Origin of the sequence: Mycobacterium gallinarum, assembly GCF_010726765.1 — a bacterium.
GTDB lineage: Bacteria > Actinomycetota > Actinomycetes > Mycobacteriales > Mycobacteriaceae > Mycobacterium > Mycobacterium gallinarum.
The window spans coordinates 5237178-5261023 of sequence record NZ_AP022601.1 but is presented as its reverse complement, the minus strand read 5'-3'; the positions used below and the strand labels follow the sequence as shown (position 1 = coordinate 5261023).

26 protein-coding genes and 1 pseudogene are annotated in these 23846 nt (G+C 65.7%); 9 read left to right on the top strand and 18 right to left on the bottom strand.

From position 1 onward, the window contains the following. Positions 1-33: 33 nt before the first annotated feature. Positions 34-633, bottom strand: coding sequence for a TetR/AcrR family transcriptional regulator (locus G6N42_RS25975; protein ID WP_163734805.1), 600 nt, complete (start codon positions 631-633; stop codon positions 34-36). 88 nt (positions 634-721) lie between these two features. Here G6N42_RS25975 and G6N42_RS25970 point away from each other — a divergent pair, with 88 nt between their 5' ends. Next, positions 722-2290 carry a phytoene desaturase family protein gene (locus G6N42_RS25970; protein WP_163734803.1) on the top strand — a complete coding sequence of 523 codons (1569 nt, stop codon included), beginning with the start codon at positions 722-724 and terminating at the stop codon, positions 2288-2290. On the opposite strand, the gene G6N42_RS25965 is transcribed toward G6N42_RS25970, so the two are convergent. Beyond that, positions 2287-2733 (bottom strand): hypothetical protein, encoded by a 447-nt coding sequence (locus G6N42_RS25965; protein ID WP_163724428.1) that lies wholly within the window; start codon positions 2731-2733, stop codon positions 2287-2289. The genes G6N42_RS25970 and G6N42_RS25965 overlap by 4 nt on opposite strands. Before the next feature lie 21 nt (positions 2734-2754). Between G6N42_RS25965 and G6N42_RS25960 the strand changes: the two genes are divergently transcribed. Together G6N42_RS25960 and G6N42_RS25955 are read left to right on the top strand one after the other, a co-directional pair. Further along, positions 2755-3186, top strand: a complete 432-nt coding sequence (locus tag G6N42_RS25960; protein ID WP_163734798.1) for a GAF domain-containing protein — start codon at positions 2755-2757, stop codon at positions 3184-3186. A gap of 149 nt (positions 3187-3335) precedes the next feature. Beyond that, entirely contained in the window at positions 3336-3575 is a 240-nt protein-coding gene (locus G6N42_RS25955; protein ID WP_163734795.1) for a hypothetical protein, read from the top strand. Here the strand turns inward: G6N42_RS25955 and G6N42_RS25950 are convergent. Together G6N42_RS25950 and G6N42_RS25945 are read right to left on the bottom strand one after the other, a co-directional pair. Further along, a complete protein-coding gene (locus G6N42_RS25950; protein ID WP_163734793.1) occupies positions 3572-4633 on the bottom strand; it encodes an alpha/beta hydrolase fold domain-containing protein in 1062 nt (353 codons plus the stop codon). The two genes, G6N42_RS25955 and G6N42_RS25950, sit on opposite strands and share 4 nt — an antisense overlap. Positions 4634-4705: 72 nt before the next feature. Continuing rightward, complete coding sequence (locus G6N42_RS25945; RefSeq protein ID WP_163734790.1) at positions 4706-5398, bottom strand: demethylmenaquinone methyltransferase; 693 nt, start codon at positions 5396-5398, stop codon at positions 4706-4708. Between the two features lie 70 nt (positions 5399-5468). Between G6N42_RS25945 and G6N42_RS25940 the strand changes: the two genes are divergently transcribed. Continuing rightward, the gene (locus tag G6N42_RS25940) at positions 5469-6293 is read left to right on the top strand and encodes an SDR family oxidoreductase (RefSeq protein WP_163734786.1); all 825 of its coding nucleotides are present in this window, start codon (positions 5469-5471) and stop codon (positions 6291-6293) included. Here G6N42_RS25940 and G6N42_RS25935 read toward each other — a convergent pair. Continuing rightward, the gene (locus G6N42_RS25935; protein ID WP_163734783.1) at positions 6290-7417 is read right to left on the bottom strand and encodes a glycosyltransferase family 4 protein; all 1128 of its coding nucleotides are present in this window, start codon (positions 7415-7417) and stop codon (positions 6290-6292) included. The two genes, G6N42_RS25940 and G6N42_RS25935, sit on opposite strands and share 4 nt — an antisense overlap. Before the next feature lie 133 nt (positions 7418-7550). On the opposite strand from G6N42_RS25935, the gene G6N42_RS25930 reads away from it, so the two are divergent. Then, positions 7551-8225: a DsbA family protein gene (locus tag G6N42_RS25930; protein WP_163734780.1), complete on the top strand. Its 675-nt coding sequence runs from the start codon at positions 7551-7553 to the stop codon at positions 8223-8225. 3 nt (positions 8226-8228) lie between these two features. Here G6N42_RS25930 and G6N42_RS25925 read toward each other — a convergent pair whose 3' ends face one another. From G6N42_RS25925 to G6N42_RS25895, 7 genes are all read right to left on the bottom strand, one after another. Next, positions 8229-8744, bottom strand: coding sequence for a DUF3592 domain-containing protein (locus G6N42_RS25925; RefSeq protein WP_163734777.1), 516 nt, complete (start codon positions 8742-8744; stop codon positions 8229-8231). 22 nt (positions 8745-8766) lie between these two features. Beyond that, positions 8767-10416 (bottom strand): 2-succinyl-5-enolpyruvyl-6-hydroxy-3-cyclohexene-1-carboxylic-acid synthase, encoded by a 1650-nt coding sequence (menD, locus tag G6N42_RS25920; protein ID WP_163734775.1) that lies wholly within the window; start codon positions 10414-10416, stop codon positions 8767-8769. Between the two features lie 2 nt (positions 10417-10418). Beyond that, positions 10419-11201 carry an alpha/beta fold hydrolase gene (locus tag G6N42_RS25915; protein WP_163734772.1) on the bottom strand — a complete coding sequence of 261 codons (783 nt, stop codon included), beginning with the start codon at positions 11199-11201 and terminating at the stop codon, positions 10419-10421. 18 nt (positions 11202-11219) lie between these two features. Next, positions 11220-11720, bottom strand: coding sequence for a nitroreductase family deazaflavin-dependent oxidoreductase (locus G6N42_RS25910; RefSeq protein WP_163734769.1), 501 nt, complete (start codon positions 11718-11720; stop codon positions 11220-11222). A gap of 59 nt (positions 11721-11779) precedes the next feature. Continuing rightward, positions 11780-12514 carry a DJ-1/PfpI family protein gene (locus G6N42_RS25905; RefSeq protein ID WP_163734766.1) on the bottom strand — a complete coding sequence of 245 codons (735 nt, stop codon included), beginning with the start codon at positions 12512-12514 and terminating at the stop codon, positions 11780-11782. Positions 12515-12532: 18 nt separating this feature from the next. Next, positions 12533-13489 carry a GlxA family transcriptional regulator gene (locus G6N42_RS25900; protein ID WP_163738276.1) on the bottom strand — a complete coding sequence of 319 codons (957 nt, stop codon included), beginning with the start codon at positions 13487-13489 and terminating at the stop codon, positions 12533-12535. Between the two features lie 62 nt (positions 13490-13551). Next, a complete protein-coding gene (locus tag G6N42_RS25895) occupies positions 13552-14517 on the bottom strand; it encodes an o-succinylbenzoate synthase (protein WP_163734763.1) in 966 nt (321 codons plus the stop codon). A 44-nt stretch (positions 14518-14561) separates the two neighbouring features. On the opposite strand from G6N42_RS25895, the gene G6N42_RS25890 reads away from it, so the two are divergent. From G6N42_RS25890 to G6N42_RS25880, 3 genes are all read left to right on the top strand, one after another. Next, on the top strand, positions 14562-15053 hold the full coding sequence (locus G6N42_RS25890; protein ID WP_163734760.1) for a DUF427 domain-containing protein: 492 nt from the start codon (positions 14562-14564) through the stop codon (positions 15051-15053). Between the two features lie 97 nt (positions 15054-15150). Further along, positions 15151-15636, top strand: a complete 486-nt coding sequence (locus G6N42_RS25885) for a TspO/MBR family protein (protein ID WP_163734757.1) — start codon at positions 15151-15153, stop codon at positions 15634-15636. Then, positions 15636-16262, top strand: a complete 627-nt coding sequence (locus G6N42_RS25880; protein WP_163734755.1) for an SOUL family heme-binding protein — start codon at positions 15636-15638, stop codon at positions 16260-16262. The genes G6N42_RS25885 and G6N42_RS25880 overlap by 1 nt, the downstream gene beginning before the upstream one ends. A 28-nt stretch (positions 16263-16290) precedes the next feature. Here the strand turns inward: G6N42_RS25880 and G6N42_RS25875 are convergent, their stop codons facing one another. Beyond that, positions 16291-17109 (bottom strand): maleylpyruvate isomerase N-terminal domain-containing protein, encoded by an 819-nt coding sequence (locus tag G6N42_RS25875; protein ID WP_163734752.1) that lies wholly within the window; start codon positions 17107-17109, stop codon positions 16291-16293. 63 nt (positions 17110-17172) lie between these two features. Between G6N42_RS25875 and G6N42_RS25870 the strand changes: the two genes are divergently transcribed. Next, entirely contained in the window at positions 17173-17796 is a 624-nt protein-coding gene (locus tag G6N42_RS25870) for a PadR family transcriptional regulator (RefSeq protein ID WP_163734749.1), read from the top strand. Between the two features lie 6 nt (positions 17797-17802). Here G6N42_RS25870 and G6N42_RS25865 read toward each other — a convergent pair whose 3' ends face one another. From G6N42_RS25865 to G6N42_RS25845, 5 genes and pseudogenes are all read right to left on the bottom strand, one after another. Then, on the bottom strand, positions 17803-19347 hold the full coding sequence (locus G6N42_RS25865; protein WP_163734746.1) for a long-chain-fatty-acid--CoA ligase: 1545 nt from the start codon (positions 19345-19347) through the stop codon (positions 17803-17805). Positions 19348-19432: 85 nt separating this feature from the next. After that, positions 19433-20710: pseudogene (locus tag G6N42_RS25860) on the bottom strand (YhgE/Pip domain-containing protein); the annotation flags it as partial. A gap of 60 nt (positions 20711-20770) precedes the next feature. Continuing rightward, positions 20771-22375, bottom strand: coding sequence for an amidohydrolase (locus tag G6N42_RS25855; protein WP_163734740.1), 1605 nt, complete (start codon positions 22373-22375; stop codon positions 20771-20773). A gap of 44 nt (positions 22376-22419) precedes the next feature. Next, positions 22420-23214, bottom strand: a complete 795-nt coding sequence (locus G6N42_RS25850; RefSeq protein WP_163738273.1) for a DUF3298 domain-containing protein — start codon at positions 23212-23214, stop codon at positions 22420-22422. Next, positions 23214-23831, bottom strand: a complete 618-nt coding sequence (locus G6N42_RS25845) for an Rv1363c family protein (protein ID WP_434059598.1) — start codon at positions 23829-23831, stop codon at positions 23214-23216. The genes G6N42_RS25850 and G6N42_RS25845 overlap by 1 nt, the downstream gene beginning before the upstream one ends. Positions 23832-23846 lie beyond the last annotated feature (15 nt).

Genomic DNA, 23846 nt, shown 5'->3' with positions numbered 1-23846 from the left:
ACACAAATTTGCCATACTGCGGGCAACGGTAAATTACGACAGCGGCCCGAGACCCGACCGGACGAGATTCATCGACGTAGCCGTGATCTCGCCGAGGTCACCGGCGCAGCCGTTGCGGCCCCAGTGCTCCACGGCTGTCACCAGCGCCGCGGCGACCACCGCCCCGGCCACATCGGCGACCAGGTCGATGTCGGCCACATCCTGATATCTGTTCCTGATGAAGTCGGTCAACACTGCGGCGAACGATGACTGCACGACCCGTAGGTGCCCGGCGATCCGTTCGGCGCTGATCAGTTCCGCCCTGGCGGTCGCGGCCTGCCGTACCACCTCGATGTCGAACGGGAAGCTGACAATGCTTGCGAGCACCGCGTCGAACAACGATTCCGTGGGAGGTCGCTGCTCCAACGCTTCGGCCAACCACTCCACCTGGGTCTCGTAGTCCTGGAACAGCACCGCTTCCTTGGTGGGAAAGTGCCGGAAGAAAGTCCGTTCGGTGACCCCGGCCTCGCGCGCCAGCTCGGTGACCGTCACGTTGGCGAACCCCTTGTCCGCGAAGCTGGCCAGCGCGGCGCGCCGCAGTGCCTCACGGGTCGAGCGTCGCCGCTGCTCATGAAGGTTGGGGGCGGATGCCATGGTGCGCCGATCGTAGCCCACCCTTGAGAATTCATGTCAGTACTGACATATTTCTGGTGGACCGCTGCATTGCGAAGGAGAACAGGCCATGAGCGAATATGACGCGATCGTCGTCGGTGCCGGACACAACGGGCTGACGGCTGCGGCCGTGTTACAGCAGGCAGGAATGCGCACGCTGTGTGTAGAGGCCAACACCTACAGCGGCGGGATGGCCGCGACCGTTGAGCTGATCGAGGGGTTTCGCTACGAGATCGCGGGCTCGGTGCAGTTCCCCATGCCGCCGCAGATCGCCAAGGAGCTGGGCCTGGACACCCTGCCAACCGTCGACGCCGAGGTGCAGTCGGTGAATCTCGGCGACGCCGGCGAGGAGCCGCTGATCTTCTACCGCGACCCCATCAAGTTCATGACCCATCTGGCCGACAAACACGGCATGGAGGCCGTCGCTGGGATGGCAGGACTGATCGGGTGGTCGCAGGGTCCGGCAAAGGCGCTGGGCCGCTTCGACGTTCGCACACCGCCGAAAACACTTGACGAGATGTACGCGTGTGCGGCCAACGAGGCCGAACGCACCGCGATCCACGACGTGATGTTCGGCTCCGCGATGGACGCCATCGACCGCTACCTTCCCGACAAGGAGAAGCACGCGGTGTTGCGCGGCATGCTGGCATTCCTGGCGATCAACTCGACCTACCGGGGGCCCTACACTCCGGGCAGCGCCACGTGTCTGGCGTGGGCGTTGGCGGTGCCCGATGACACGACCGCCATGATGACCAAGCTCGAAGGGGGCATCGGCGCGCTGTGCGACCATCTCCGTGAGTTGTTTCTGTCCTCCGGCGGTGAAATCCGTTATCGCACAAAGGTGGATCGCATCCTGGTGTCTGATGACCGCGTCACCGGGGTTCGCCTTCGCGACGGATCCGAGATCAGCGCGCCGGTGGTGGTGTCGAATCTGTCACCGGACTACACCCTCGTCGATCTGGTGGGCGCCGACCTGCTGCCCGCCGACCTGGTCACCCGCATCAGCGGCCGTGACCACCGCGCATCGTTTGTCCAACTGCACTTCGCCCTTGACGGCCTACCCGAATTCGCGCCGCCCTACGACTTCCTCAATGATCCCGAGATGCTCGGGTCGGTGGCGATCTTCAATTCGCCAGAAGAACAGCAGCGCCAGTGGGACGAATGCCGGCGCGGGATCGTGCCGGACAACCCGTCGATGGGCATGCAGATCCCGTCCGTGCACGACCCGAGCATGGCGCCACCGGGAAAGCATGCCGCCAGCGCCTTCGCCTACGCGCTACCCGTCGAGAACAGCCGGGACACGCGCAAACTCAAGAACGAGATGGCCGAGAAAGTCATCGACAAGATCACCCGGTATGCGCCCAATTTTCGCGATATCCAGATCCGCCTCATCACCTTCGCGCCGTATCACATGGACACCATGTTCGCCGCCCCGTCCGGCGACTTCTGCCACGGCCTGCTGCACCCAGATCTCATGGGGCCCAACCGGCCCGGGCCGAAAGGCTTCCTGGACATGCCGATTCCGATCGACGGGCTCTACCTCGGCGGGGCAGGCTGTCACGGTGGCCCGGGCATCACATTCACCCCTGGCTACAACGCCGGATACCAGGTCATCGAGGATTTCGCCGGCAGCACCTAGACAGACGACGAGGACCCCGAATCGCTTGATGAGGATCCGGAATCGCTTGATGAGGATCCCGAATCGCTTGATGACCAACCGGAGTCGCCCGACGACGAGCCCGAATCGGTCGAGAACAATCCGACGGCGCCTCCGAAGAACGGATCCGAACTGCTCAACGAGCTCGAAGACCCGCTTGTACCGGATCGACCCGACTGTTTCCGCTTCTGCAGCGCCATCGCGATCTTGACGTCCTTGGGGGCCTTCTTCTTGTCTCCACTTCCGGCGGTGAGTGCCAATGCGATGAGGATGTCAGCGGCGGTGATGAACAGGCCTGCCCAGTACGCCCAGCGGAGCTCCGGATGGCGCGGGGATGCGAAGAACATGATCAGGAAGATCGGGCCGACGATGCCGAAGACGAACATCATCGCCTGAATCAGCAAGTACCGCTTGAACGTCTCCATGTCGGGTGCAGAATATCGCGCATGCCCGAGGTCTACCGCGCACCGATGCGGTCCCGCCGCGACGACATCGATCCTCGATCGACGGTCGATCGCGCGCTTGCGATCGGAGTCGTTGGCTTCGGTGACGCGGGCGGCGGCGAGCGTCTCGATCGCCGCGTCGCGCGGTTCACCGACGTGGCCGACGGATCGTTCGTGTGGACTCGCGACGCCGACGGTCTCTACTGGCTCGGCCGTATCGAGGGACCGATGTTCTACGACGATGCCGGCGCCGCCGTCGATCTCGTTCACGTCCGGCCGTGCCGGTGGGTCGACGAGCCGGTTCTCGAACCGGAGGTTCCCGCCGCGGTGCTGGCGACGTTCGCGCGAGGAGGTCGCAACTTTCAGCAGACGCACGACCCGAATGTCAGCGAGCAGACGGCGGCGATTTGGCGCAGGCGCCGTCCGGCGCGCTGACAAGGGCCCGTGAAAACCTTTGCTGGAGCGGGCGATTTGCACAGCCCGGCTAAATGTAAGCCCTGCTAGAGGACCTATTCTCAAACGCTCCGCGGGATTACTCTGGAGTGCACCGGCGTTCCCACAAGCATCGGCGGAAGGAATCCACGATGCGCAAGCTGACAGTTCGATCAGCATTCGCGGCATTGGCCATTGCGGCCGCCGCGATGGGCACGGCCACGATTGCGAGCGCCGCGCCCGCCGGCCCGTGCGAAAAGGTCACGTCTGTCGGCGTCTGCCAGCCCTTCGATCAGCAGCAGCAGCAACAGCAACGCATCCGGTCACCACAGCAGGGCATGGGTGAAGTGGTCGTGCCCGGCCTCGGCTCCAACCCGCTGACCCTCGGTTAGCCGCTCAGCGACTTCGCGAACCCACTCACGTCGCGGATCGAGGCGTGAAACACCTCCGGCATCACGTGCGGCAACAACAGGTCACCACCGTGGCATGTGCCGGCGACCAGCCGGCCCACCGTCGGCACCCCCGCCTGCAGAAGCCGGCGGTAGTACTGCAGCCCCTCGTCGCGCAGCGGGTCCAACTCGTTGACCGAGATGACATGCGGCGGTAGGCCCGCCAATTCGTCGTCGGTGGCCACCGCGGCCCAGCACGTCGCGTCGTCGCTATGGCTATCGGCGGGGTCATAGAGCGATCCGAGCAGTGCCAATTGGTGGCATGTGACGAAGTACTCGTCGTTCTCGGTGAGTGACGGCAGATCCTCACACGCTTCGAGCCAGCGGTTCGAGATGTAGGGACACTGCGCGTAGAAACCGGCGATCTCGTGCAGCCACCCTTCGCGCTTCGCCTTGTGCGCGACGGTGAGTGTGAGGTTCCCGCCGCCGGACTCGCCGGACACGATCAGCTGTGCCATGCCGAGCTCGCCGCGGTTCGCGGCGGCCCATCGGACCGCGGCCGCACAATCGTTCAGACCTGCGGGGAACGGATGCGGTCCGAGCTTGCCACCGGAGTTGCGGAACTCCACACCGATCACGACAACCCCTGTGGCAGCCAGATGTTCGCGCAGCATCATGTATCCGATGTCCGCTGCGGCGCCAATCGCCATGCCGCCACCGTGCAGGTGCACGACGCCCGGGATCGGACGGTCGGCGCCGTCGGGGCGGCTGATGTAGAGCGCGATGTCGTTGCCGTCGTCACCGCTGATGGTGGTCGTCGTGGTGGTCACACCGTCGGCCGCAGACGCCGATTGCGCGAACACGTCGAAGATCGCGCCCATCCCCTCTTCGCTCATCGTGGCGAACGCCAGCCGCTCCTCGAGGGGTGCGTCGACCGCCAGCTCGATCGGCGGCAGCCGACCGTCGAGCCCGAACTCGGCGAGCGCCTTGACCATTCGCGGGTCGGAGCGGGGATCGGTGGCGAGTGTCGAATCCGGATCAGCGTGACGTCCATAGGCCATGGCGCGACCGTACAACCGGGTCGTGTGTCGTGGCCCGGGTTTGGGTAGCTCCGTCGTGTGCGCGAAGCTGATTCAGTGTGACGGTTTGGTCGCAGCGTGCAGCGCGACGATGCCGCCGCTGAGGTTGCGCCACCGCACCGCCGACCAGCCCGCGTCGGCGATGTGTCGCGCGAGGTCGGGCTGGTCGGGCCACGCGCGGATCGACTCGGCGAGGTAGACGTAGGCGTCGGGATTCGACGACACCGCGCTCGCCATCCGCGGCAGCGCCTGCATCAGATACTCCTTGTAGGCCGTCGCGAACAGCCTGTTCGTCGGCGTCGAGAACTCGCACACAACCAGCCGCCCGCCGGGCCGGGTCACCCGGGCCAGCTCGCGGAGCGCCGCTCCGTGGTCGACGATGTTGCGCAGCCCGAAGCTGATGGTCACCGCGTCGAACACGGCGTCGCCGAACGGCAGCTTGGTGCCGTCGGCCGCGACCTTGGGCACCTTGCGCGCACTGCCCGCGGCGAGCATGCCGACGGAGAAGTCCGCGGCTACGCACCACGCCCCCGAGGTCTCGAGCTCCACGGTCGAGACGGCAGTGCCGGCGGCCAGATCGAGCACCTTGTCGCCGGGGCCGATACGCAGCGCCTCGCGCGTCGCCCGCCGCCAGAAGCGGTCCTGCCCCAGAGACAACACCGTGTTCGTGAGGTCGTAGCGGCGCGCCACCCCGTCGAACATCGATGCGACCTCGTGGGGATCCTTGTCCAGCGTCGCGCGGTTCACAACGGCGACGCTACCTGTCAACATCCGGGCGTCGGGAATGGAATGCGCCCCAGCGGGCATTTATCCGCACATGGCGGAAAAAGTTTGGTTCATCACCGGTACTTCGCGTGGCTTCGGGCGAGAGTGGGCAATCGCGGCACTCGAGCGCGGCGACAAGGTAGCAGCGACGGCGCGGAACACGTCGACGCTCGACGATCTGGTCGAGACGTTCGGCGACGCGCTGCTGCCGATCCAACTCGACGTGACCGACCGTGATGCGGACTTCGCCGCTGTGAAAGAGGCGCACGACCACTTCGGTCGGCTCGACGTCGTCGTGAACAACGCGGGCTACGGCCACTTCGGTTTCATCGAGGAGCTGACCGAACAGGAGGCGCGCGATCAGATCGAGACCAACGTGTTCGGTGCTCTGTGGGTGACCCAGGCGGCGCTCCCCTATCTGCGGGCGCAGCGCAGCGGACACATCATCCAAGTGTCGTCGATCGGCGGTATCACCGCGTTCCAGAACGTCGGCATCTATCACGCCTCGAAGTGGGCCCTGGAAGGGTTCTCGCAGTCGCTGGCGCAGGAGGTTGCGCCGTTCGGGATTCATGTGACGCTGATCGAACCCGGCGGGTTCTCGACCGATTGGGCGGGCTCGTCGTCGAAACGGTCCGCACCGCACCCTGACTACAAAGAGGTGCATGAAGAAGCGGACCGGCTACGCAGCCAGCGCGTCTCGGAGCCCGGTGACCCGAAGGCGTCGGCGGCCGCGGTACTCAAGCTCGTCGACGCCGAAAAGCCGCCGCTGCGAATCTTTTTCGGTGAGCTGCCGCTGCGGCTCGCCAAAGCCGACTACGAAAGCCGGCTGGCTACCTGGGAGGAATGGCAGCCGGTGTCGATCGAGGCCCAGGGCTAGGCGGCTTTGAGGCGGCGCAGGCCGATGACCTCGTCGTAATGTCCGAGCAGCTCGTCGCAGATCGCGGGCCACGTCCGGGTCAGCACGCTGCGACGCGCCGCAACCGAGTAGCGCTGCCGTTCGGCGATCAGATGGTCGACGGCCGCTGGCAGTTTGGCTTCGAACTCGTCGACCGAAAGCAGCAGTCCGGTGCGGTAAGGCATGACGAGATCACGCGGACCACCGGCGTTCGGTGCGATCGCCGGCAGCCCAGAGGCCATCGCCTCCTGCACCGCCTGACAGAACGTCTCGTGCTCGCCGGGGTGGACGAAGACATCCATGCTTGCGTACGCGGCGGCCAGCTCTCCGCCGTACAGCGCTCCGGTGAAAACGGCTGACGGCAGCATGGTTTCGAGTTTCGCACGGTCGACGCCGTCACCGACGACGACCAGCTGAAGGTCGTCGCGCTCCGACAGCGCCGCGAGCCGCTCGACGTGTTTCTCAGGCGCCAGCCGGCCGACGAATCCGACGATCGGCTTATCCTGTGGGGACCACAGGCTGCGCAGGTTCTCGTCGCGCGCCGAAGGTGCAAACCCGGTGATGTCGACACCGCGCGCCCACTTGTGCACCCGTGGGATGCGATGCGCCGTCAGGTTTTCCATCGCGGCGGCCGACGGCGCCAGCGTGCGGTCGGCGCGGGTGTGGACCATCCGCGTCCACGCCCAGGCCGCCCTGGATGCGAAGCCCATGCCATAGCTCTCTGCGAAACCTGCGACATCCGTTTGGAATACGGCCACTGTCGGCACTCCGAGGTGACGCGCGGCGAGCATGCCGCCCCAACCGAGCAGGGCTGGCGAGGCCAGGTGCACGACGTGGGGGTCGAACCCGCGCAACACACTCACCATGCGGGGACGCGGCACGCCGAGCGGAAGCGACGTGATTTTCGGGAACATCCGCGACGGCACCCGGTGCACCCGGACACCTTCGTAGATCTTGTCGGCCGCCGGCTCACCCCGCGGGGTGTCCGGTGCGATGACGAGGGCCTCATGACCGGCGCAGCGGAGATGCTCGAGCACCCGAAGCACCGAGTTGGTGACGCCGTTGACATTCGGGAGGAACGACTCTGCGACGATTGCAACGCGCACGCCTCGAGAGTCCCATCGGCGGCTGTCGTCAAGGTTTCGTGCAGGGATATGTCACGCAAATAGCTCGTGCCGACGAACGGATGCTTCAGATCGGCGTTTTCGAGTACTCTGCGCTCAAAGAAAGGCGGTTGACATGCGGATTCCCCGGACGGCATCGGTGGCCATCGCTGTGGTGCTGATCCTCACCGGTTGCACTACGCAGGTGACCGGCACCGCGGAGCGGAATCCCGAACCAGCCCCACTTGTGGTGAGCGAAGACGGCTACGGCATCGTCGCCGGATTCGAGGACGCGCCGACCCGGATCGAGATCTTCACCGAGCCGCAGTGTTCCCATTGCGCGGATCTGCAGGCCGATTTCGGCGATCAGTTCGCGTACTACATCGGCGTCGGCGCGCTGAAGATCACCTATCGACCCTTGACATTCCTGGACAGCGGGGGCGGCGGCTACTCGGCGAATGTGAGCAACGCGTTGTTCCTTGCCGCCGAGGGCGATGCAACGGGAACACAGTTCCAGCGCTTCGTCGAGGAACTGTATGCACACCAGCAACGGACCAAGGGGGGACCCGGCCCCACCGACGACGAGATGGCCGACATGGCGAAGGCCGCCGGAATGCCGGACACAGTAGCCAATCGCATCGGCGATGCGGGGTCAGCGATCAACACCAAGGACATGGACGCCGCCAACTTCGAGTACCTGTACGGGATCGACCCGCTGAACACCGGGACACCAACGGTTTACGACCCGGTGAACGACGAGAAGATCGATATCTACGACAACAACTGGCTGAACACACTGATGCAGACCTGAGGCCTACGCGACCTCCTGCACCGAAACCTGCCGTCGGTCGCCGCGGCGCTCCAGGTAGGCCAGGCCCGACAGTGCCGCCACCGCGATGAGCCAGCCGACCACCGCGATGGAACCGGCCGGGATGATCGCCAGTGAGGCGTTGCGATCCCGAACCCGTACCAAATCCGGGTTGTTCGTGTCGTATTCGACGTAGATTCGCATACCCGTCTCCAGTTCGGACGGGTACAGGACACCCAGCTCGGGGCGATAGGTCACGCGGTCGGGCGTCACGAACTCGATGGTCGACCGTCGCGGTCCGGCGCTGAGCACCTCGGCGGCGGCCACGCCCATGTGCCGCTCGATCTGCCGGTCGTTACGCCACGCGCCCATCACCATGAGCACCGACTGCAGCGTCACCAGACACGCGACGAGCACGATTCCGATGCGGATCCGCCGGAACACACGCTGCGCCCGCGTCTCGGTGGGGTCGGGCGACAGTCGCGGAACCAGCTTGCGCCACAACGCGATGACTCGGCTCACAGTGTCGTCTCGTTCGCTCGGCTCACAGTGCAGCCTTGATCGACGCGTGCAGAGCTCGCAGCGACGACCGGTCGGCCTTCACCTCCAGCACCCGCATCCCGTCGAACGGCTCGTTGAGCGCCTCGACCAGGCCGTCGACCTCGATCTGCCGGCTGTCGATGTGGTACGCCCGGCACAACGCGCCGACGTCCACATCGTGCGGGGTACCGAAGATCCGCGACGAGACGTCGGAGAACCGCGGATCGCCTTGCTCGAGCAGTTCGAAGATGCCGCCGCCGTTGTCGTTCGACACGACGATGGTGAGGTTGCGGGGCGTGGGTTCGGTCGGACCGATCAGCAGCCCGGAGCTGTCGTGCACGAATGTCAGGTCGCCGATCAGTGCGAGGGTCCTGCCGTCATGGGCGAGCGCGGCGCCGATCGCCGTCGACACCGTGCCATCGATCCCGGCGACTCCGCGGTTTGACCGCACCTTCAAGCCCTGGGTGTTGAGGCCGACGAGCGCGGCATCCCGAACCGGGTTCGATGCGCCCAGCACCAGTTGGTCGCCGGTGCGGACCGCGTCGGCGACGGCGGCCGCGACATGGAGTCCCGTCTTGAGCGGATGGGCCTCCAATTGGGCGCGAACGGCGTCCACAGCGTGCTTATTGACCTCGCCGCAGCGCGCCAACCAGGCGGGATCGGGTTCGCCAGTGGTCACGGCCCGCGTGCCGGTCGCTGCCGAGTTCCCCGAAACGTCGGGCCAGCGCGGGCCCGTCGTCAGCGCGTAGACCGGGACCGCCGGATCGGCCAGCAGCGTCGACACCGGCCGGTGCAGCGTCGGACGGCCCAGCATGATGACCTGCTTCGGCCGTACCAGCCGCAGGGCGAACGGATGCAGCGGGTTGGCGGCCGGCGGCGCGGTCGGCTCCGCGACGGTCGGCAGCGCGGCGAGGTTCGGGTGTACACCGGCACCGTGGCCGGCGATGACGACCGTGTCGGGCGTCAGGTCGATGTCGAGCGGCTGGTCGAAGGTGACGGGCGGCGTGAACGTCCACGGCTTGCCGTCGGGCCGTCCTTGCGGGCAATAAGTGCCGCCGGAGCCCAAGTCGTCCTGGGCGCCGGGCACCAGCGGTTCGCGCAGCGGAATGTCGAACTGCACGGGTCCCGCGTTGGCCGAACGAGATCCGGTGGCGGCCACCAGGACTCGACACGTTGCCGACCGCCACTGCGCGTTGAGGGAATTCAATTCGTCAGGCTTGGCCCCGGCGATTTCGGAGGCGAGGCCGAGGCTGATGGTCTCGCGCACCTGCGTTCCGAAGTAGCCCAACTGCTCGAACGTCTGGTTCGCTCCGGTGCCGAGCAATTCGTAGGGCCGGTTGGCGCTCAGCACGATGAGCGGCACCCGCGCGTAGTTGGCCTCCACCACCGCCGGACCGAGGTTGGCCACCGCCGTACCGGACGTCATCGCGACGCACACCGGCGCGCGCTCAGCGACGGCGAGGCCGATCGCCAGGAAGCCGGAGGTGCGTTCGTCGATGCGCACGTGTAGCCGCAGCCGGCCCGCGCGGTCGGCGTCGTGCAGGGCGAACGCCAACGGGGCGTTTCGCGAACCGGGGCACAGCACGACATCGCGCACGCCGCCGCGGATCAGTTCGTCGACGACCACGCGGGCCTGCGTAGTCGAGGGGTTCACCACTACAGACTATCGGCGAAGAATTTCAGCGCTGCGGCGTTGACTTCCTGCGGCTTCTCGAGGAATCCGAGGTGACCGGTGTCGGCAATCTCCAGGTAGTAGCCGGTACGGATGGCTTTGGCGACCTCACGGCCCAGATGCGGCGGCAGCACGATGTCGTCGGCGAACCCGATGACGAGCGTGGGCGTCGTAATACTTTGGTAAGCGGGCAGCCGATCGGTCGTGGGCGCGGCGTCGGTCTGACAGCGCAGTCCAGGCGACGGCTTGGTGGGCCACATCGTGAACATCTCGGCCCAGTCGCGGACGAAGTTGTCGTTGTTCAGCGTGGCCGGCGAAAAGCTCTCCATCAGACGGATTTTCGCGTCGTACGACGCGGGTAGCTCGATGCCGGCGTCGTAGAGTTCACGTTCGGCGTCGCGGAAGAAGCTGCGCGCCCGGTCATGGCGGCCGCGGGTGGCCATCAGCACCGCGGCACTGACCAGCTCCGGACGCGCCAGCATCAGTTCCTGCGCGATGTAGGAGCCCATCGAGACGCCGACGATGCGCGCAGGTCCGGCGTCGAGCTTCTCGATCAACTCGGCAGTGTCGGCCACCATCTCCTCGACGCCGAAGTTGTCTTCGTTCTCGGTGGCACCGATACCCCGGTTGTCGAAGGTGATGCAGCGGTAGCCCGCGCGTTGGAACTCCGGCACCTGATGTAGGTGCCAGGTGCGACCCGCACCGCCCCTACCTGCGATGAACAGCACCGGATCGCCTTTACCGCGGTCGTCGTACGCCAAATCCACGCCGACGACGCTACTTGCTCACTCGACCTCGGTGAACGCCACCACCGGGATGCGGCGACCCTGCGTCGTCTTCTGGTATCCCGCGTAGTTCGGCATGAACTGCGTGGCCAGCCCGAACAGCCGGTCGCGTTCCGCGCCCAGCATTTCCTCGCCCACGAAGGTGCCCTGGTAGCCGCGGGAGGTGAGCGTGACGCGGGGATTGGCCTTGACGTTGTGGTACCAGGCGGGATGCCGAACGCCCCCGTAGTTGGAGGCGACGACGATGACGCGGCCGCCGTCGGTGAAATACGTCAGCGGTGTACTGCGCTGCTGACCGGACTTCGCGCCGGTGTGCGTGAGCAGCACCTCCGGTCGGACCATCGAGATCGACAGATGGCCCTTGGTCGCCTTGATCAGCGCGCGGTCGATGCGCCAGCCGTACCGGCGCAGGAACGTCTGCCCAGGACCTGTCGCCGTGAGCCGCGCGCCGGCCCTGACCACGGCTGACGGCGGGTTGGGCGGAACCTCAGGAATTCCCACGCCTGCGACCGTATCGCGGTTGCGATTTCGGTGTCGGCAGTCGCGCTGAGCGCTCCCCGCTACACCGAAATCGACTTTTTGCGGCCGCTGCGCACGCGGTCAATGGCCGCGCCCCACAGCAGCTGGACCGTCGGCGTCAACTGGTGCCCCTTGACGGTCTCGACGCTGAGCGCCGCGGTGGCCGCCGCCTTGGTCGCCGCCGACGCCTTCGACATGTGACCCGAGTCGTAGGGCGGCTGGGGGTCGTACTCGATCACCAACTGCACGGCCTTGGCCTTGGCGTCGCCGCAGATCTGACCGAACAGCCACAGCCCCAAGTCGATGCCGGCCGACACCCCCGCCGCGGTCACGATCTTGCCGTCGCGCACGATCCGCTCGTCGCCGACAGGCTCGACACCGAACGGCTTGAGCATCGGCACGCACAGCCAGTGCGACGTGGCGCGGCGGTCTTCGAGGATGCCCGCGGCGGCCAGGATCACCGAGCCCGAGCACACCGACGTCGTCCAGGTGGACGTCTCGTGTGCCTTGCGCACCCAGTCGAGCACCTTCTCGTCGCGGGCGTGCTCGAAGGTCGCCATGCCGCCCGGCACCAAAATGATGTCCGGAGAGGGGGTTTCGTCGAACGAGTGCGTCGCACCGATGAGCAGCACTCCCGAGTCAGCGGTGATGGGTCCCGGCTCGTGCCACACGAACCGCACCTCGGCATCGGGCAGGTTACGCAGCACCTCGTAGGGCCCGATGAAGTCCAGTGCGGTGAAGCCGGGGTACACCATGATTGCGATCTGCTGGGACATTTGGAGCCATCTCCTCTACTAGGCGAACGTCTTGCGGTATTGATCGGGCGAAATGCCCAGTCGTCGAACGAAATTGCGGCGCAGCGTCTCGGCACTACCGAAGCCGCAGCGCGCCGCGATGACCGTCACGGTGTCGTCGGTCTCCTCGAGTTGCCTGCGGGCGGCCTCGGTGCGGATCCGCTCGACATATGCCCCTGGCGCCTCCCCCACCTCATCGGTGAACACCCGTGTGAAGTGCCGAGGGCTCATCGCCGCGCGCCGGGCGAGTTCGGGAATACTGTGCGCGCCACCGGGTTCGGCTTCGATCGCGTTCTGCACGTCGCGGATCGGTGCCCGCTTGGCGCGTGGCATCCACACCGGCGCGGCGAACTGCGTCTGGCCACCGGGCCGCCGCAGGTACATCACCATCCAGCGCGCCACCGTCTGCGCGACGTCGGTGCCGTAGTCGTCTTCGACCAGCGACAGGGTCAGGTCGATCCCCGCCGTGACACCGGCCGCGGTCCAGACCTGTTCGGAGCTGCGCACAAAGATCGGTTCGGGATCGACGGTCACGGCGGGGAACTCGTCGGCCAGCTGCGAAGCGAACGCCCAGTGCGTGGTCGCGACGCAACCGTCGACCAGACCGGCCTGCGCCGCGATGAAGGCGCCGGTGCATACGCTGACGACGCGCCGCGACTGCTCGGCGGCGATCCGAATCCAACCGACGGTGTCGGGATCCCGCCGCGCATCGTCAACGCCCATGCCTCCGGGCAACACGAGTGTGTCGATCGGTTCGCGCGGGTCGGGGAACAGCTGGGCAACCAGTGCGAGGCCGGTGAGAGTGGCGGCGGGTTCGCCCGTCCGGGTCACGATGGTGACCGAATAGCCCTCGTCTGCTCGCCCCTGACTGGCCAGACAGATGGTGGCTCCCGTGAACACCTCGAACGGGCCGACCAGGTCAAGAGCCTGGACGCCCGGGAAGCCGAGGATCACCACCGATCGCACGCCTTCAGTGTTGGCCAGCGCCCGCGTGGCGTCTAGGCCGCGACCCCCACAAATTAGGACATCAGCGGGTAGCAGGCCTTGATTCGGTCGATCCACCAGCGCCGACGGTCGGAAGCCGCCGCCAGCGCGGCCAGCCGCGCCGGATCCGGCGTCACTGGTGCGACGGGCAGGAACCCGTCGACCGGTTCGACGGGTTCGCCGACGTCGTCGACGAACAGCCCGCCGGTGCCGAGGCCGCAGGCATACGGCAAATCGGGAAGCGCGGCGGCGGCGAGCAGTCCGCGGCCGATGCCGACCGCGGAGTCGAGCGCGCTGGACACCACGATCGGGATGTCGATCTGATCGGCGATCTCGAGTATCCTGGCCACGCCGCCCAGCGGCGCGACCTTGAGTACCGCCACGTCGGCGGCGTGCTCGCGCACCACGCGCAGCGGGTCGTCGGCCTTGCGGATGCTCTCGTCGGCCGCGATCGCCACGTCAACACGGCGGCGCAGCGCAGCCAGCTCGGGCACCGTCGCGCACGGCTGCTCGATGTACTCGAGCGGGCCGTCGGCGGTCAGTGCGGCGGCCGCCTCGGCTGCCTCGTCGACGCTCCAGCCTCCGTTGGCGTCGACGCGCACCGTCGGTACCAGTGCGCGTACTGCGTTGACGCGCACCACGTCGTCGGCGAGGGTCTGCCCGGGCTCGGCCACCTTGACCTTCGCGGTGCGCGCGCCGGGAAACCGGGACAGCACCTCGGGCACCTGCCTGGCGACGACGGCGGGCACGGTGGCATTGATCGGGATGCGGTCGCGCCGGACGGCGGGGGGCGCCCGGTATGCCGCCTCGACGGCCGACGCCAGCCAAAACACCGCTTCGGGCGGCTCGTATTCGGGAAATGCCCCGAACTCACCCCAGCCCACGGGGCCCTCGATGAGCGCGACCTCTCGAACGGTGATGCCGCGGAACCGAACTCGCATCGGCAGCGAAACGACATGCAATCCGTCGAGAACCTCATCCAGCTGCGGCACGCAGACCATACTGCCCCGCTCCGGTTCATCGATGCCGGCTTTACAGTGGTGACATGCCCACCCCTGACAAACCGCGCCCCGGCCAGGAGTCGGTGTGGGACTACCCACGACCGCCGCGGCTGGAGGAGTTCCACGGTTCGATCACCGTCGAACTCGGAGGCGTCGTCATCGCATCGACAACGGCGGCGTGGCGCGTGCTCGAGACCAGCCATCCCCCGACCTATTACCTGCCTGCCAGCAGCTTCATCGATGGCAGTCTGCGTGCGGCGGCCGGCTCCTCATGGTGCGAATGGAAGGGGCAGGCGAGTTATTTCGATCTCGTCAGCCCGCGCCGGGTGGCGTCACGGGCGGCATGGACCTATGTGTCACCGACCCGTGGATTCACCGCGATCGCCGGCGCGCTCGCGGTCATGCCTGCCCTGGTGGACCGGTGCACGGTGGACGGAGAAGAGGTCACTCCGCAGCCAGGGGGCTTTTACGGCGGCTGGATCACGAGTCGGGTCGCGGGGCCGTTCAAGGGAATACCGGGCTCCATGGGATGGTGACCTTGGTCGTCATGCATCGGTCACTTTTGGCCCGCGTTTAGACCGGCGCCTCGTGGATATAGTTAAGAAACTTAACGATGCCACGAGGGAGCAGATCTTGAAGTCAGGAACTATCGCAGGAACCGCTGTGGCGACCGCGGCGACGGCGGTCATCGGCGGGCTGGCGAGCCGCCCGGCGCAGTCGCCTTGGTATGCGAACCTGAAGAAGCCGCCGTATCAGCCTCCGCGCCAGGCTTTTCCGATCGTCTGGCCGATCCTGTACGCCGACATCGCAGTGGTGTCGGCCGCGACAATCGACGACCTGGAGCAACGCGGACTACGAGACGAGCGACGGACGTATATTGCGGCGCTGGCGACGAACCTGATCCTGAACGGGAGTTGGTCCTGGTTGTTCTTCAATCGCCGCTGGCTTGGCACATCGGCGATCGCGGCCGGAATCCTGGCAATCAGCAGCGCCGACCTGACCCGGCGCTCGGTCGCCGTCCGCGGTGGGAAGGCAGCCCCGATGGCCGCCTACGCAGCGTGGACCTCGTTCGCCACCGCGCTGTCGACTCACATCTGGGCGCTGAACAGGCGGCGTTGATGAGACTGAGCGACATACCGGGCCAGGTTGCCGAATCGATCTTGTCGATCGTCGGCATCCGCGTCGGCACCGAAGAACCCCACTATCTGGCGACCAAACTGACCGATCGGGTGGAGATCCGGCGGTACGGCCCGCGGATTGCCGCCGAAACGGCGGTGGCGGCCGACGACGAACGCGCCCGCAACATCGGCTTCCGCAGACTGGCGGGTTACATCTTCGGCGCCAATCACCGCGGCGAGACGATCTCGATGACGGCGCCTGTCAGCCAGCATCGCGGTGACACGATTGCCATGACGGCTCCGGTCGCACAGGCGCGAAACACTGAGGGCGAGTCGACGATCCGGTTCTTCATGCCGTCCAAGTGGACGATGGAGACATTGCCGGAGCCCGACGATGATCACGTCACCCTCGTCGAGGTCCCAGCGGAAACCTACGGCGTCCTGCGCTTCACTGGTGACCGCAGCTCGGCGGCCGTCGCCGCTAGGACCGACGAACTGCGGAAGATCCTGAGCGACAACGATGTTGAACCCGTGGGCGAGCCGGTGGCGTGGTTCTTCGATCCGCCGTGGACGTTACCGTTCCGGCGCCGCAACGAGATCGCCATCCCGGTCAAGCCACCGGCCTAGACCGTCGAGCGGTCGCCGACGTGATGAGCTAGGGCGATTCGATGCAAGAGCCCAGTTGCAAAGCCTTCCACGGCCGCCGGCCGCCCACGATGCGAAGGCCTTTGCCCACCGCCGCGACTGGACCGATGCGTTGAAGGATCAGCCGAACCATGGTCGATGCCGGCGCCTTCAGGACGGCATCCGGCCTGTCGCTGGATCGACGGGGACGAACCTCAAGGGTGCCGTCGTGAATGTGCATCAGATACGGCCGCGCAGCTGGGATCTGGAGAATCACAGAGATATCGGTCGTAGGTGAGATCCCCGGTTTGACGTAGGCCGGCGCCACCTCCACCACCTCGCGGAGTAGCAGCAACATGTCACGCTCGTGAATGTCCCACTTCACTCCGACGGCCCGCGCGATGTCCTCGCCATGCAAGAGCAGGTCAAAGAGCCAGTTAATCTGAAGTATGATGCCGGAAGTAGTTGCACCGCAGTGAAATTCGTTTGTGTAGTCATCCGGAAGGTTATCGAAAAACTCGTCCATCACCGTTTCCAAGGCCTCGAGCTTTTCGAGCAGTTCGGGTATCGGCGCCATCGCCGCCAGCATCTCTTCGCGGTTGATCTGATCCAGCTCGCGCGGATACCGTGCGCGCCGAAAGTCTCGGCCCTCCGCGATCGCTTGATACCGACGGGCGACGCAAAGCACGTGGGCGATGACCTGATTCACGTTCCAGTCCAAGCCCCGTCGCCGCGCTTTCGGATCGGCGGTACGAGCCAGTTTATAAAACCGTTGCCGCGCCCGGCCGATGCGATCCTTTAGTTCGCCTCGATCGGTGTCGACGAGTGCGAGGAACTGTGTGGCGTTCACGATACCCCCCTTTATACTCCAGGATGGAGCTTAAGTTACTCCAAGATGGAGTATTGTCAAGGTATGCCGTCGAAGCCGACCACCACATCGTTCGCGCTTCTGGGGTTGCTGGGCATAAAGCCGTGGACGGCGTACGAGATCGTCGCTCAGATCAAGCGCGGCATGCACTTCTTCTGGCCCCGATCGGACGCCCACCTGTACGCGGAGCTCAAGCGGCTCGTCGAGCGTGGGCACGCTACCGCCGAGCTGGTCGACGGTCGCAGAAAGCAAGCAACGCGCTACACGATCACACCGGAAGGCCGTGCGGCACTGGCCGATTGGTTCGGCACCGACCCCGCAGCACCTCTGCTCGAAGTCGAGGGATTTCTGCGCATGTTTCTCGGTGACCAGACAACCAAGGAGAATCTTCGCGCAGCGCTGGAAGCCACTGCGCGCCACGCCCGGGAATACCACGCCAAGGGAAACGCACTCATCGACGAACTTCTCACCACCGGCGGGCCCTTTCCCCAGCGGCTGCACCTGATCGAGCGTCAGGCGATGTTCATCGCCGACTTCTACCGGAATCTCATCGAATGGTGTGACGAGACGATCGCCGAGATCGACGAATGGCGCGACACCCGCGACGTCGGCCTTACGCCAACGGGGCGCAAGCAGTGGGAGCGGATACTCGCCGAACCCGATCCCTAGACCGCCTTACGAGTACTGCTTGCGCAGATCCTTCTTGAGGATCTTTCCGGTCGGATTACGCGGCAACTCGTCCTTGAAATCGACGGACTTCGGGCACTTGTACGCGGCCAAGCGCTCTCTGGCGAAGGTGATCAACTCGTCTTCGGTGGCCTCACCCTCGAGTTGGACAACGGCTTTGACGACCTCACCCCACTTGTCGTCGGGGATGCCGATGATCGCGACATCGGAGACCGCGGGATGCTCGGCGAGTACCCGCTCCACCTCGATCGAGTAGATGTTCTCTCCGCCGGAGATGATCATGTCCTTCAGTCGGTCCTCGACGAAGATGTAGCCGCCATCGTCGACGCGCCCGATGTCACCGGTGCGGAACCAGCCGTCCTCGGTGATCGACTCCTCCGTCGCCTCCGGCTTGTTGTGATAGCCCTTCATCAACTGTGGTGAGCGGAACCATAATTCACCCTGCTCACCCTCTGGCACGTCTTTGAGAGTGTCGGGATCGACCACCCGCACCTCCGCGTTGGGAACCAGCGTGCCCGCACTCGAGAGTCGCTCCTCCTTGCCCGGGTCACGGTGCGCCTCGGGAAGCAGGTGGCTGATGACGCCGCACAGTTCGGTCAGCCCGTACGCCTGCATGAAATCGGTGTTCGGCCACGCTTCGAGCGCCCGACGCAGCAATGGAAGCGGCATCGGCGAAGCGCCGTAGGCGAACGTCTTCAGCGATCCGAACAGCTTGACCGCATCCTCACCGGAGTCGAGCACCTTGGCCAGCACCGCGGGCACCAGGAATGTCCGGTTGGCACCCTTGAAGATTGCGCCGGCCAGGGACGCGCCGTCGACCTCGCGGGTCATGACGCTGGGGAAGCCGTCGTGGATTCCGAATTGCACATAGGACGAGCCGCCGACATGGAACAGCGGCATCGACACCATGTTCTTGTCGCCTTCGTCGAACTCGAACCCCTCGTGCGCGTTCACCGTGTGCGCGATGATGTTCGCCTGAGTCAGCTGCACGCCCTTCGGTTTGCCCGTCGTGCCTGATGAATACATGATGATCGCGACATCGTCGGGCTCGACATCGTCTTGACGATCGACGGGCGTAGCCGCCGCGAGCATCGCCTCGTACTCATCGCCGTCGCCGCCCTCCGGTGTCACCTCGATGACGTGCTCGACGTGGGTGAGCTTGTCGCGGATCTTGTCGACGTTGGCCCGCAGTTCCTTTCCCACGATCAGCACTTTGGCGCCCGAATCGTTGAGCACGTAGTCGAGCTCGTCGGCGGCCAGCCGGAAGTTGATGATCGCGTTGGCCGCGCCCAGCGAGGCGGCCGCCAGCGTCAGCTCCACACAGGCGGGGTGGTTCTTGTCGAGGAACGCCACCACATCCCCGCGCTTGACGCCGCGCTCCTTCAGCGCACCTGCCAGCCGGCGCACGCGGTCATTCCACTCCGCCCACGTCCAGGATCGGTCGAGGTAATCGAACGCCTCGGCGTCGGGTCGTGTTTCGGCCCAATGAGCCGTGCGTTCGTCGAGGAAGCGGGGTTCAGCCAGGTCAGACATGCTCTGAGCCTGCCACGGACACCGCCGGCGGTGCCCGCGTTTCGGCCAATCCGGCCGTTTACGTGTCGTCGGCTGCCGTGTGACTGCGCTGCAGGCCTCGACGGTCGTAGATGCGGGTGACGATGCCGCCGATCAGCAGGCCGATGAGGAGGCCGATAGCCGTCATCGTCAGCGAATGCGTGAGCCCGGCGTCGGCACGACCGTCGAAGTAGAGCAGCGCCCGCGCACCAAGGAAGACTTGATGCATAGGTTCGAACTTCGCGAGCCATCCAAACACCTTGGGGGCCGCCTCCAGCGGAATCGTCGCGCCGTTGGACGGTAGTCCCAGCATGACGAAGATGAACAGGTTCACCAGCAGCCCAACCGAACCCAACACCGCGATCAACGACGTCGAGGTGATCCCGACGGCCGCAATGGTGAACGCGCCGTATGCCCAGAGCGTCCACGCATTCGGTATCGGCATACCCAATGCGGTGGCGATACCGATGTATGCGGCGGACGTGAGTACCGCCATGATGGCCATCAACCCCCATTTGACGAGCAGTGTTGTGAACCGCGAGATCTTGACCGGTTCGGCGAACCGGTACATGGGGCCGAGCTCGGCGGGTACGAAGCCGAGCATCGAGTCGACCAGTGAGCTCACCAGGATGCTGCCGGTGAACCCCGCGAGCAACAACAGCAGCGCGTAATAGAAAGCCGACAAGCCGTTGCCGGTGCCGCCCGGCAGTGGGTTGAAGTCGTTGACCTGGACATCGACAGGGCTGGTCAGTGCGAGCGAAACGCCACCTGGCAACGGTGCGCCACTGGCCTTCTGCACCTGCGCAGAGATGCGTTGGCCAATCTTGTCGCTCATCTCGTTGACCGCCTTGCCCAACGTCAACCCGGCGATGCTGGAGCCCAATTCGCCGGCCCGGGGATTGGTGGAGATCGTGATGACCGGCCGAGTCACCTGACTTGGCCGCAACGCGCCCTGACCGAGGGCCTGCAGCTTCGCCGAGAAGTCCGACGGTATCTGGACAAGTCCGTAGATCTCCGCCCGACCCAACTGTGCTCTGGCCGCGTCCTCCGACAACACCCGCACGTCAAACTGATCGGGGTTCAGTCCCGACACCAACCCGTCGACGATCTGCTTGCCGTCGGCGCCGGCATCGGAGTTGACGACCGCGACCGGGAAATGCCGCAGATTCGGTGTCGGGTTGAGGATTCCCGCCAGGTACAACAACGCCAACGCCGAGAACACGACGAGGGACACGACGATTGGCGTCAGCCAGAACCTAGGGGTCCGGATCGTCGTCCATGGGTTTGGTGCAGCGTGCCTATGCGGTTCCGATGCGGCATGGCGATGCGGTACGGATTCGGACATCACTACTCCTGTTCTGGTTGCGGCTTTGCGGCGCAACGATGTTCGAACCGCCCAGCCGCGTCATTGTCCGTATACCTGCCTGCCCGCCAGGTAGGTCGCACGCACTTCGAGGTCGGCGATCTGCTCGGGCGGCACCGTTCGCGGGTCCGCCGAAAGCACCACCATGTCCGCGTACTTGCCCACTTCCAGCGAGCCGATGACGTCGTCGGAGTGCAGCTGCCACGCCGCGTCGATGGTCTGCGCCCGGATCGCCTGATCCACGGTGATCCGTTGCTCCGGCCCGATCACCCGACCGCTCGGTGCGGTGCGGGTGACGGCGACGCTGATGTTGCGCAGTGGCTCCTCGGGTGTGACGGGCGGGTCGTTGTGCAAGGAGATGCGCATCCCCGTCGCCACCGCCGAACCACATGGCATCCAACGGTTTCCGCGCTCAGGTCCGAAAAGGCCGTCGACGACGATGTCGCCCCAATAGTGGATCTGGTCGACGAACAGGCTGCAGGTGACGCCGAGATCGTGAGCGCGTTGCAGTTGGTCGTCGCGTATGGCGCCGACATGCTCGAGGCGCAACCGATGGTCGTCGCGGGGGTGCGCGCGCAGCGCTTCTTCGTAGACGTCGAGGATGGTGTCGGCACCCGCATCGCCCTGGACGTGGCAGGCCATCTGCCAGCCCTTCGGAAAGTAGGCGCCAACGATCTCGGTCAGCTGCTCACGGGTGTAGTTCGCACAACCACACGACCCCTTCGGAATGCCGACGCTGCGGGTGGCCGCGGTGTCGAGGTACGGGAACGACAGGTCGATGTTGCCGATCCACGGAGAGCCGTCGACCCAGATCTTGATGCCGGCCTGCCGGAACATGTCGTCGCCGTTGTCTGGTACCTGGTCGGTGGTCATCGCGGCGGTGGACATTTCGTAGACGCGCAGCCGCACGGTGAGGTCGTCACGCATCTGGTCGATCACCGGGCGGAACCCCGGGTCGAACGCCATCTCCGAACATGTTGTCAACCCGGCGCGGTTCAGCCGGGCGAGTTCGGCGCGCAGCATCGCCGGGTAGTCGGTGGGCTGGATCGCACCCTGCAGCAGCGGGAACACCGCCTGGATCTCCTCGGCGCTCCCGTCGAGCGACCCGTCGGCGTTCCGTCCGTACTTGGCACCCTTCGGGTCCGGTGTGTCACCGGTCAGGCCGACGCGGGCGGCCGCCGCGGAGTTGAAGTAGGCCTTGTGTCCGGAGTTGTGGATGATCACCAACGGGTTTTCGGGGGCGATGCCGTCGAGCCAGGCGAGCGTCGGGTCGGGTAGTCCGTCCTGCAGCAGCGCGTCCCAGCCGTTGAGGTAGGCGCCCTCGACCCCGCGCTTGGCGACTTCCCCTTTGATCGCCGCGACCACGTCGTCGGCGTTCGCCAGCGTGACTGGGCGAATGTCGACCATCCGGTCCGACAGCACGATGGCCTCCATCAGCGGGTGCCCATGAGCCTCGACGAGGCCGGGCATGACGCATGCGTCACCGAGGTCCTCGGTGTGCGTGTCCGGGCCGATCCAGGCCGCGACCTCAGACTTGCCACCCACGGCGACGATGCGGCCACCGGACACGGCTATCGATTCGGCAGTGGGTTGTGCGTCGTCGACGGTAAGAACGGTCGCGTTAATTACCAAGTCTGCGAAGGGCATCCGCAAAGTATGACCCGCGCGGCCGCGGCCGTGGCGCTATTCGGCTATGCGCCACCGAACTCGGGACGCAGTATCGAACGCAGCGCGGCCAGCGGAATATGGGCCTGTACCGTACCGCCGTCCATCGCCCACTGCATGCGGCCGACCGTGTAGTCCAACGGGGTGTCATGACCGACGGGGTAGTCGGGCATATAGAGAATCAACTCATCGGATGTCAACGCCCAGGCCCGGTAGCCGCCGGAGTACACCTTGTCCGGGGTCCAGCGGTCCGGGGTGAACGGATAGGTCCCAGGCTGATGCGGCGGCGGTGCGGCATCGAGGGCCGCCACGATGAACGGCGCACCCAACCGCGGGATCTCAGCCCCGTGGTCGACTCCCGGCTTGAACAGGTCGGCCAGCGTCAACTGTCGGCCGCCCGCGAAGGTGAAAGTGCGGTAGGCGTCGCTGATGATGGGCGCGTTCGGGTGGGCGAGGGCATCGGTACCGACGGTGCCCGAGTACATCTCGTGGAAGACGACCGTCATCGCGTCCCCGTGCTGGAAGATCTGGAATTGCTCCTCGCCGAAGCTGTCTTGAGCCATCTTTCGCGCCGCATTGCGCCAGTTGTTCATCAGGTTGGTCAGGTACTCCCGGATGGTGGGGTTTTCCACCAGATCGCCGGGCAACGCCATCTTGATGTTGCGAACCGCCTTGCGCTCCGATTCCACCGACGTGCTGCAGGACTGCCCGTCCCAATGACCGCCCAGCTCACCGCACAGGGCCGGCGCTGACGCCGACACGGCCGGTGCCACGCAGAACGCCGCCCCAACGGCGACGATAGCGACGACGCAGCGTGCGATCACGGCAGTTCGACTTTGCTTGCCCGCCAACGATCGTCGACGTTCTCCATCGTCATCTTGATCCTGCTGCGGTCGACCCGGGGGTCGGGCACGCTGGTGTTGGATACCGCCTGATCCACGAACAGCAGCACGACAACCTTGTCCTTGGACGCGGACTGCACCGCCGAATCCAGCACGACACCATGCGCCGTCGCCTTGTTGTCGATGAGCAATTGCCGTAGCTGAACGCTCGACTGCGAATACATGTCCTTGAACTCACCGGTCGACCCGTCCAAAACCTGGGCGAAGTTCTCGTCGACGTTGTTGGAGTCGATGCTGGTCAAGATCTGCGCGTACGTGACGGCTGCTTGTTGAGCCTGTTGACTCGCCTGCTCGATCTGCTGGCCCTGCCATAGCTGCCAGCCGAGGTAGCCTGAAGTGGCAAGTGCGGCAACGAAGATCACCACAACTGCGCCGATTAGCAGGCGTCGCCCCCAGCGGGGGTCGGTTGCGGGCTCGCTGTCGCCGACGTCGTTCCCGGTGTCGTCCGGCGCGGTGTCATCTGCCGCCTCGCCCGTTTCACTCGGCTTCAGTTCGTCGGCGGTGTCGGCGTCATCTTTAGCGGTTGTCACTGACAAGGTCATCTCCTTTGA

Bases quoted from the DNA above. Each gene is read 5' to 3' on its own strand.
- G6N42_RS25975 (WP_163734805.1), bottom strand. From the start codon at position 633: ATGGCATCCGCCCCCAACCTTCATGAGCAGCGGCGACGCTCGACCCGT.
- G6N42_RS25970 (WP_163734803.1), top strand. From the start codon at position 722: ATGAGCGAATATGACGCGATCGTCGTCGGTGCCGGACACAACGGGCTG.
- G6N42_RS25955 (WP_163734795.1), top strand. From the start codon at position 3,336: ATGCGCAAGCTGACAGTTCGATCAGCATTCGCGGCATTGGCCATTGCG.
- G6N42_RS25895 (WP_163734763.1), bottom strand. From the start codon at position 14,517: ATGGTCTGCGTGCCGCAGCTGGATGAGGTTCTCGACGGATTGCATGTC.
- G6N42_RS25855 (WP_163734740.1), bottom strand. From the start codon at position 22,375: ATGCCCTTCGCAGACTTGGTAATTAACGCGACCGTTCTTACCGTCGAC.
- G6N42_RS25890 (WP_163734760.1), top strand. From the start codon at position 14,562: ATGCCCACCCCTGACAAACCGCGCCCCGGCCAGGAGTCGGTGTGGGAC.
- G6N42_RS25940 (WP_163734786.1), top strand. From the start codon at position 5,469: ATGGCGGAAAAAGTTTGGTTCATCACCGGTACTTCGCGTGGCTTCGGG.
- G6N42_RS25960 (WP_163734798.1), top strand. From the start codon at position 2,755: ATGCCCGAGGTCTACCGCGCACCGATGCGGTCCCGCCGCGACGACATC.
- G6N42_RS25865 (WP_163734746.1), bottom strand. From the start codon at position 19,347: ATGTCTGACCTGGCTGAACCCCGCTTCCTCGACGAACGCACGGCTCAT.
- G6N42_RS25950 (WP_163734793.1), bottom strand. From the start codon at position 4,633: ATGGCCTATGGACGTCACGCTGATCCGGATTCGACACTCGCCACCGAT.
- G6N42_RS25930 (WP_163734780.1), top strand. From the start codon at position 7,551: ATGCGGATTCCCCGGACGGCATCGGTGGCCATCGCTGTGGTGCTGATC.
- G6N42_RS25880 (WP_163734755.1), top strand. From the start codon at position 15,636: ATGAGACTGAGCGACATACCGGGCCAGGTTGCCGAATCGATCTTGTCG.
- G6N42_RS25870 (WP_163734749.1), top strand. From the start codon at position 17,173: ATGCCGTCGAAGCCGACCACCACATCGTTCGCGCTTCTGGGGTTGCTG.
- G6N42_RS25905 (WP_163734766.1), bottom strand. From the start codon at position 12,514: ATGTCCCAGCAGATCGCAATCATGGTGTACCCCGGCTTCACCGCACTG.
- G6N42_RS25965 (WP_163724428.1), bottom strand. From the start codon at position 2,733: ATGGAGACGTTCAAGCGGTACTTGCTGATTCAGGCGATGATGTTCGTC.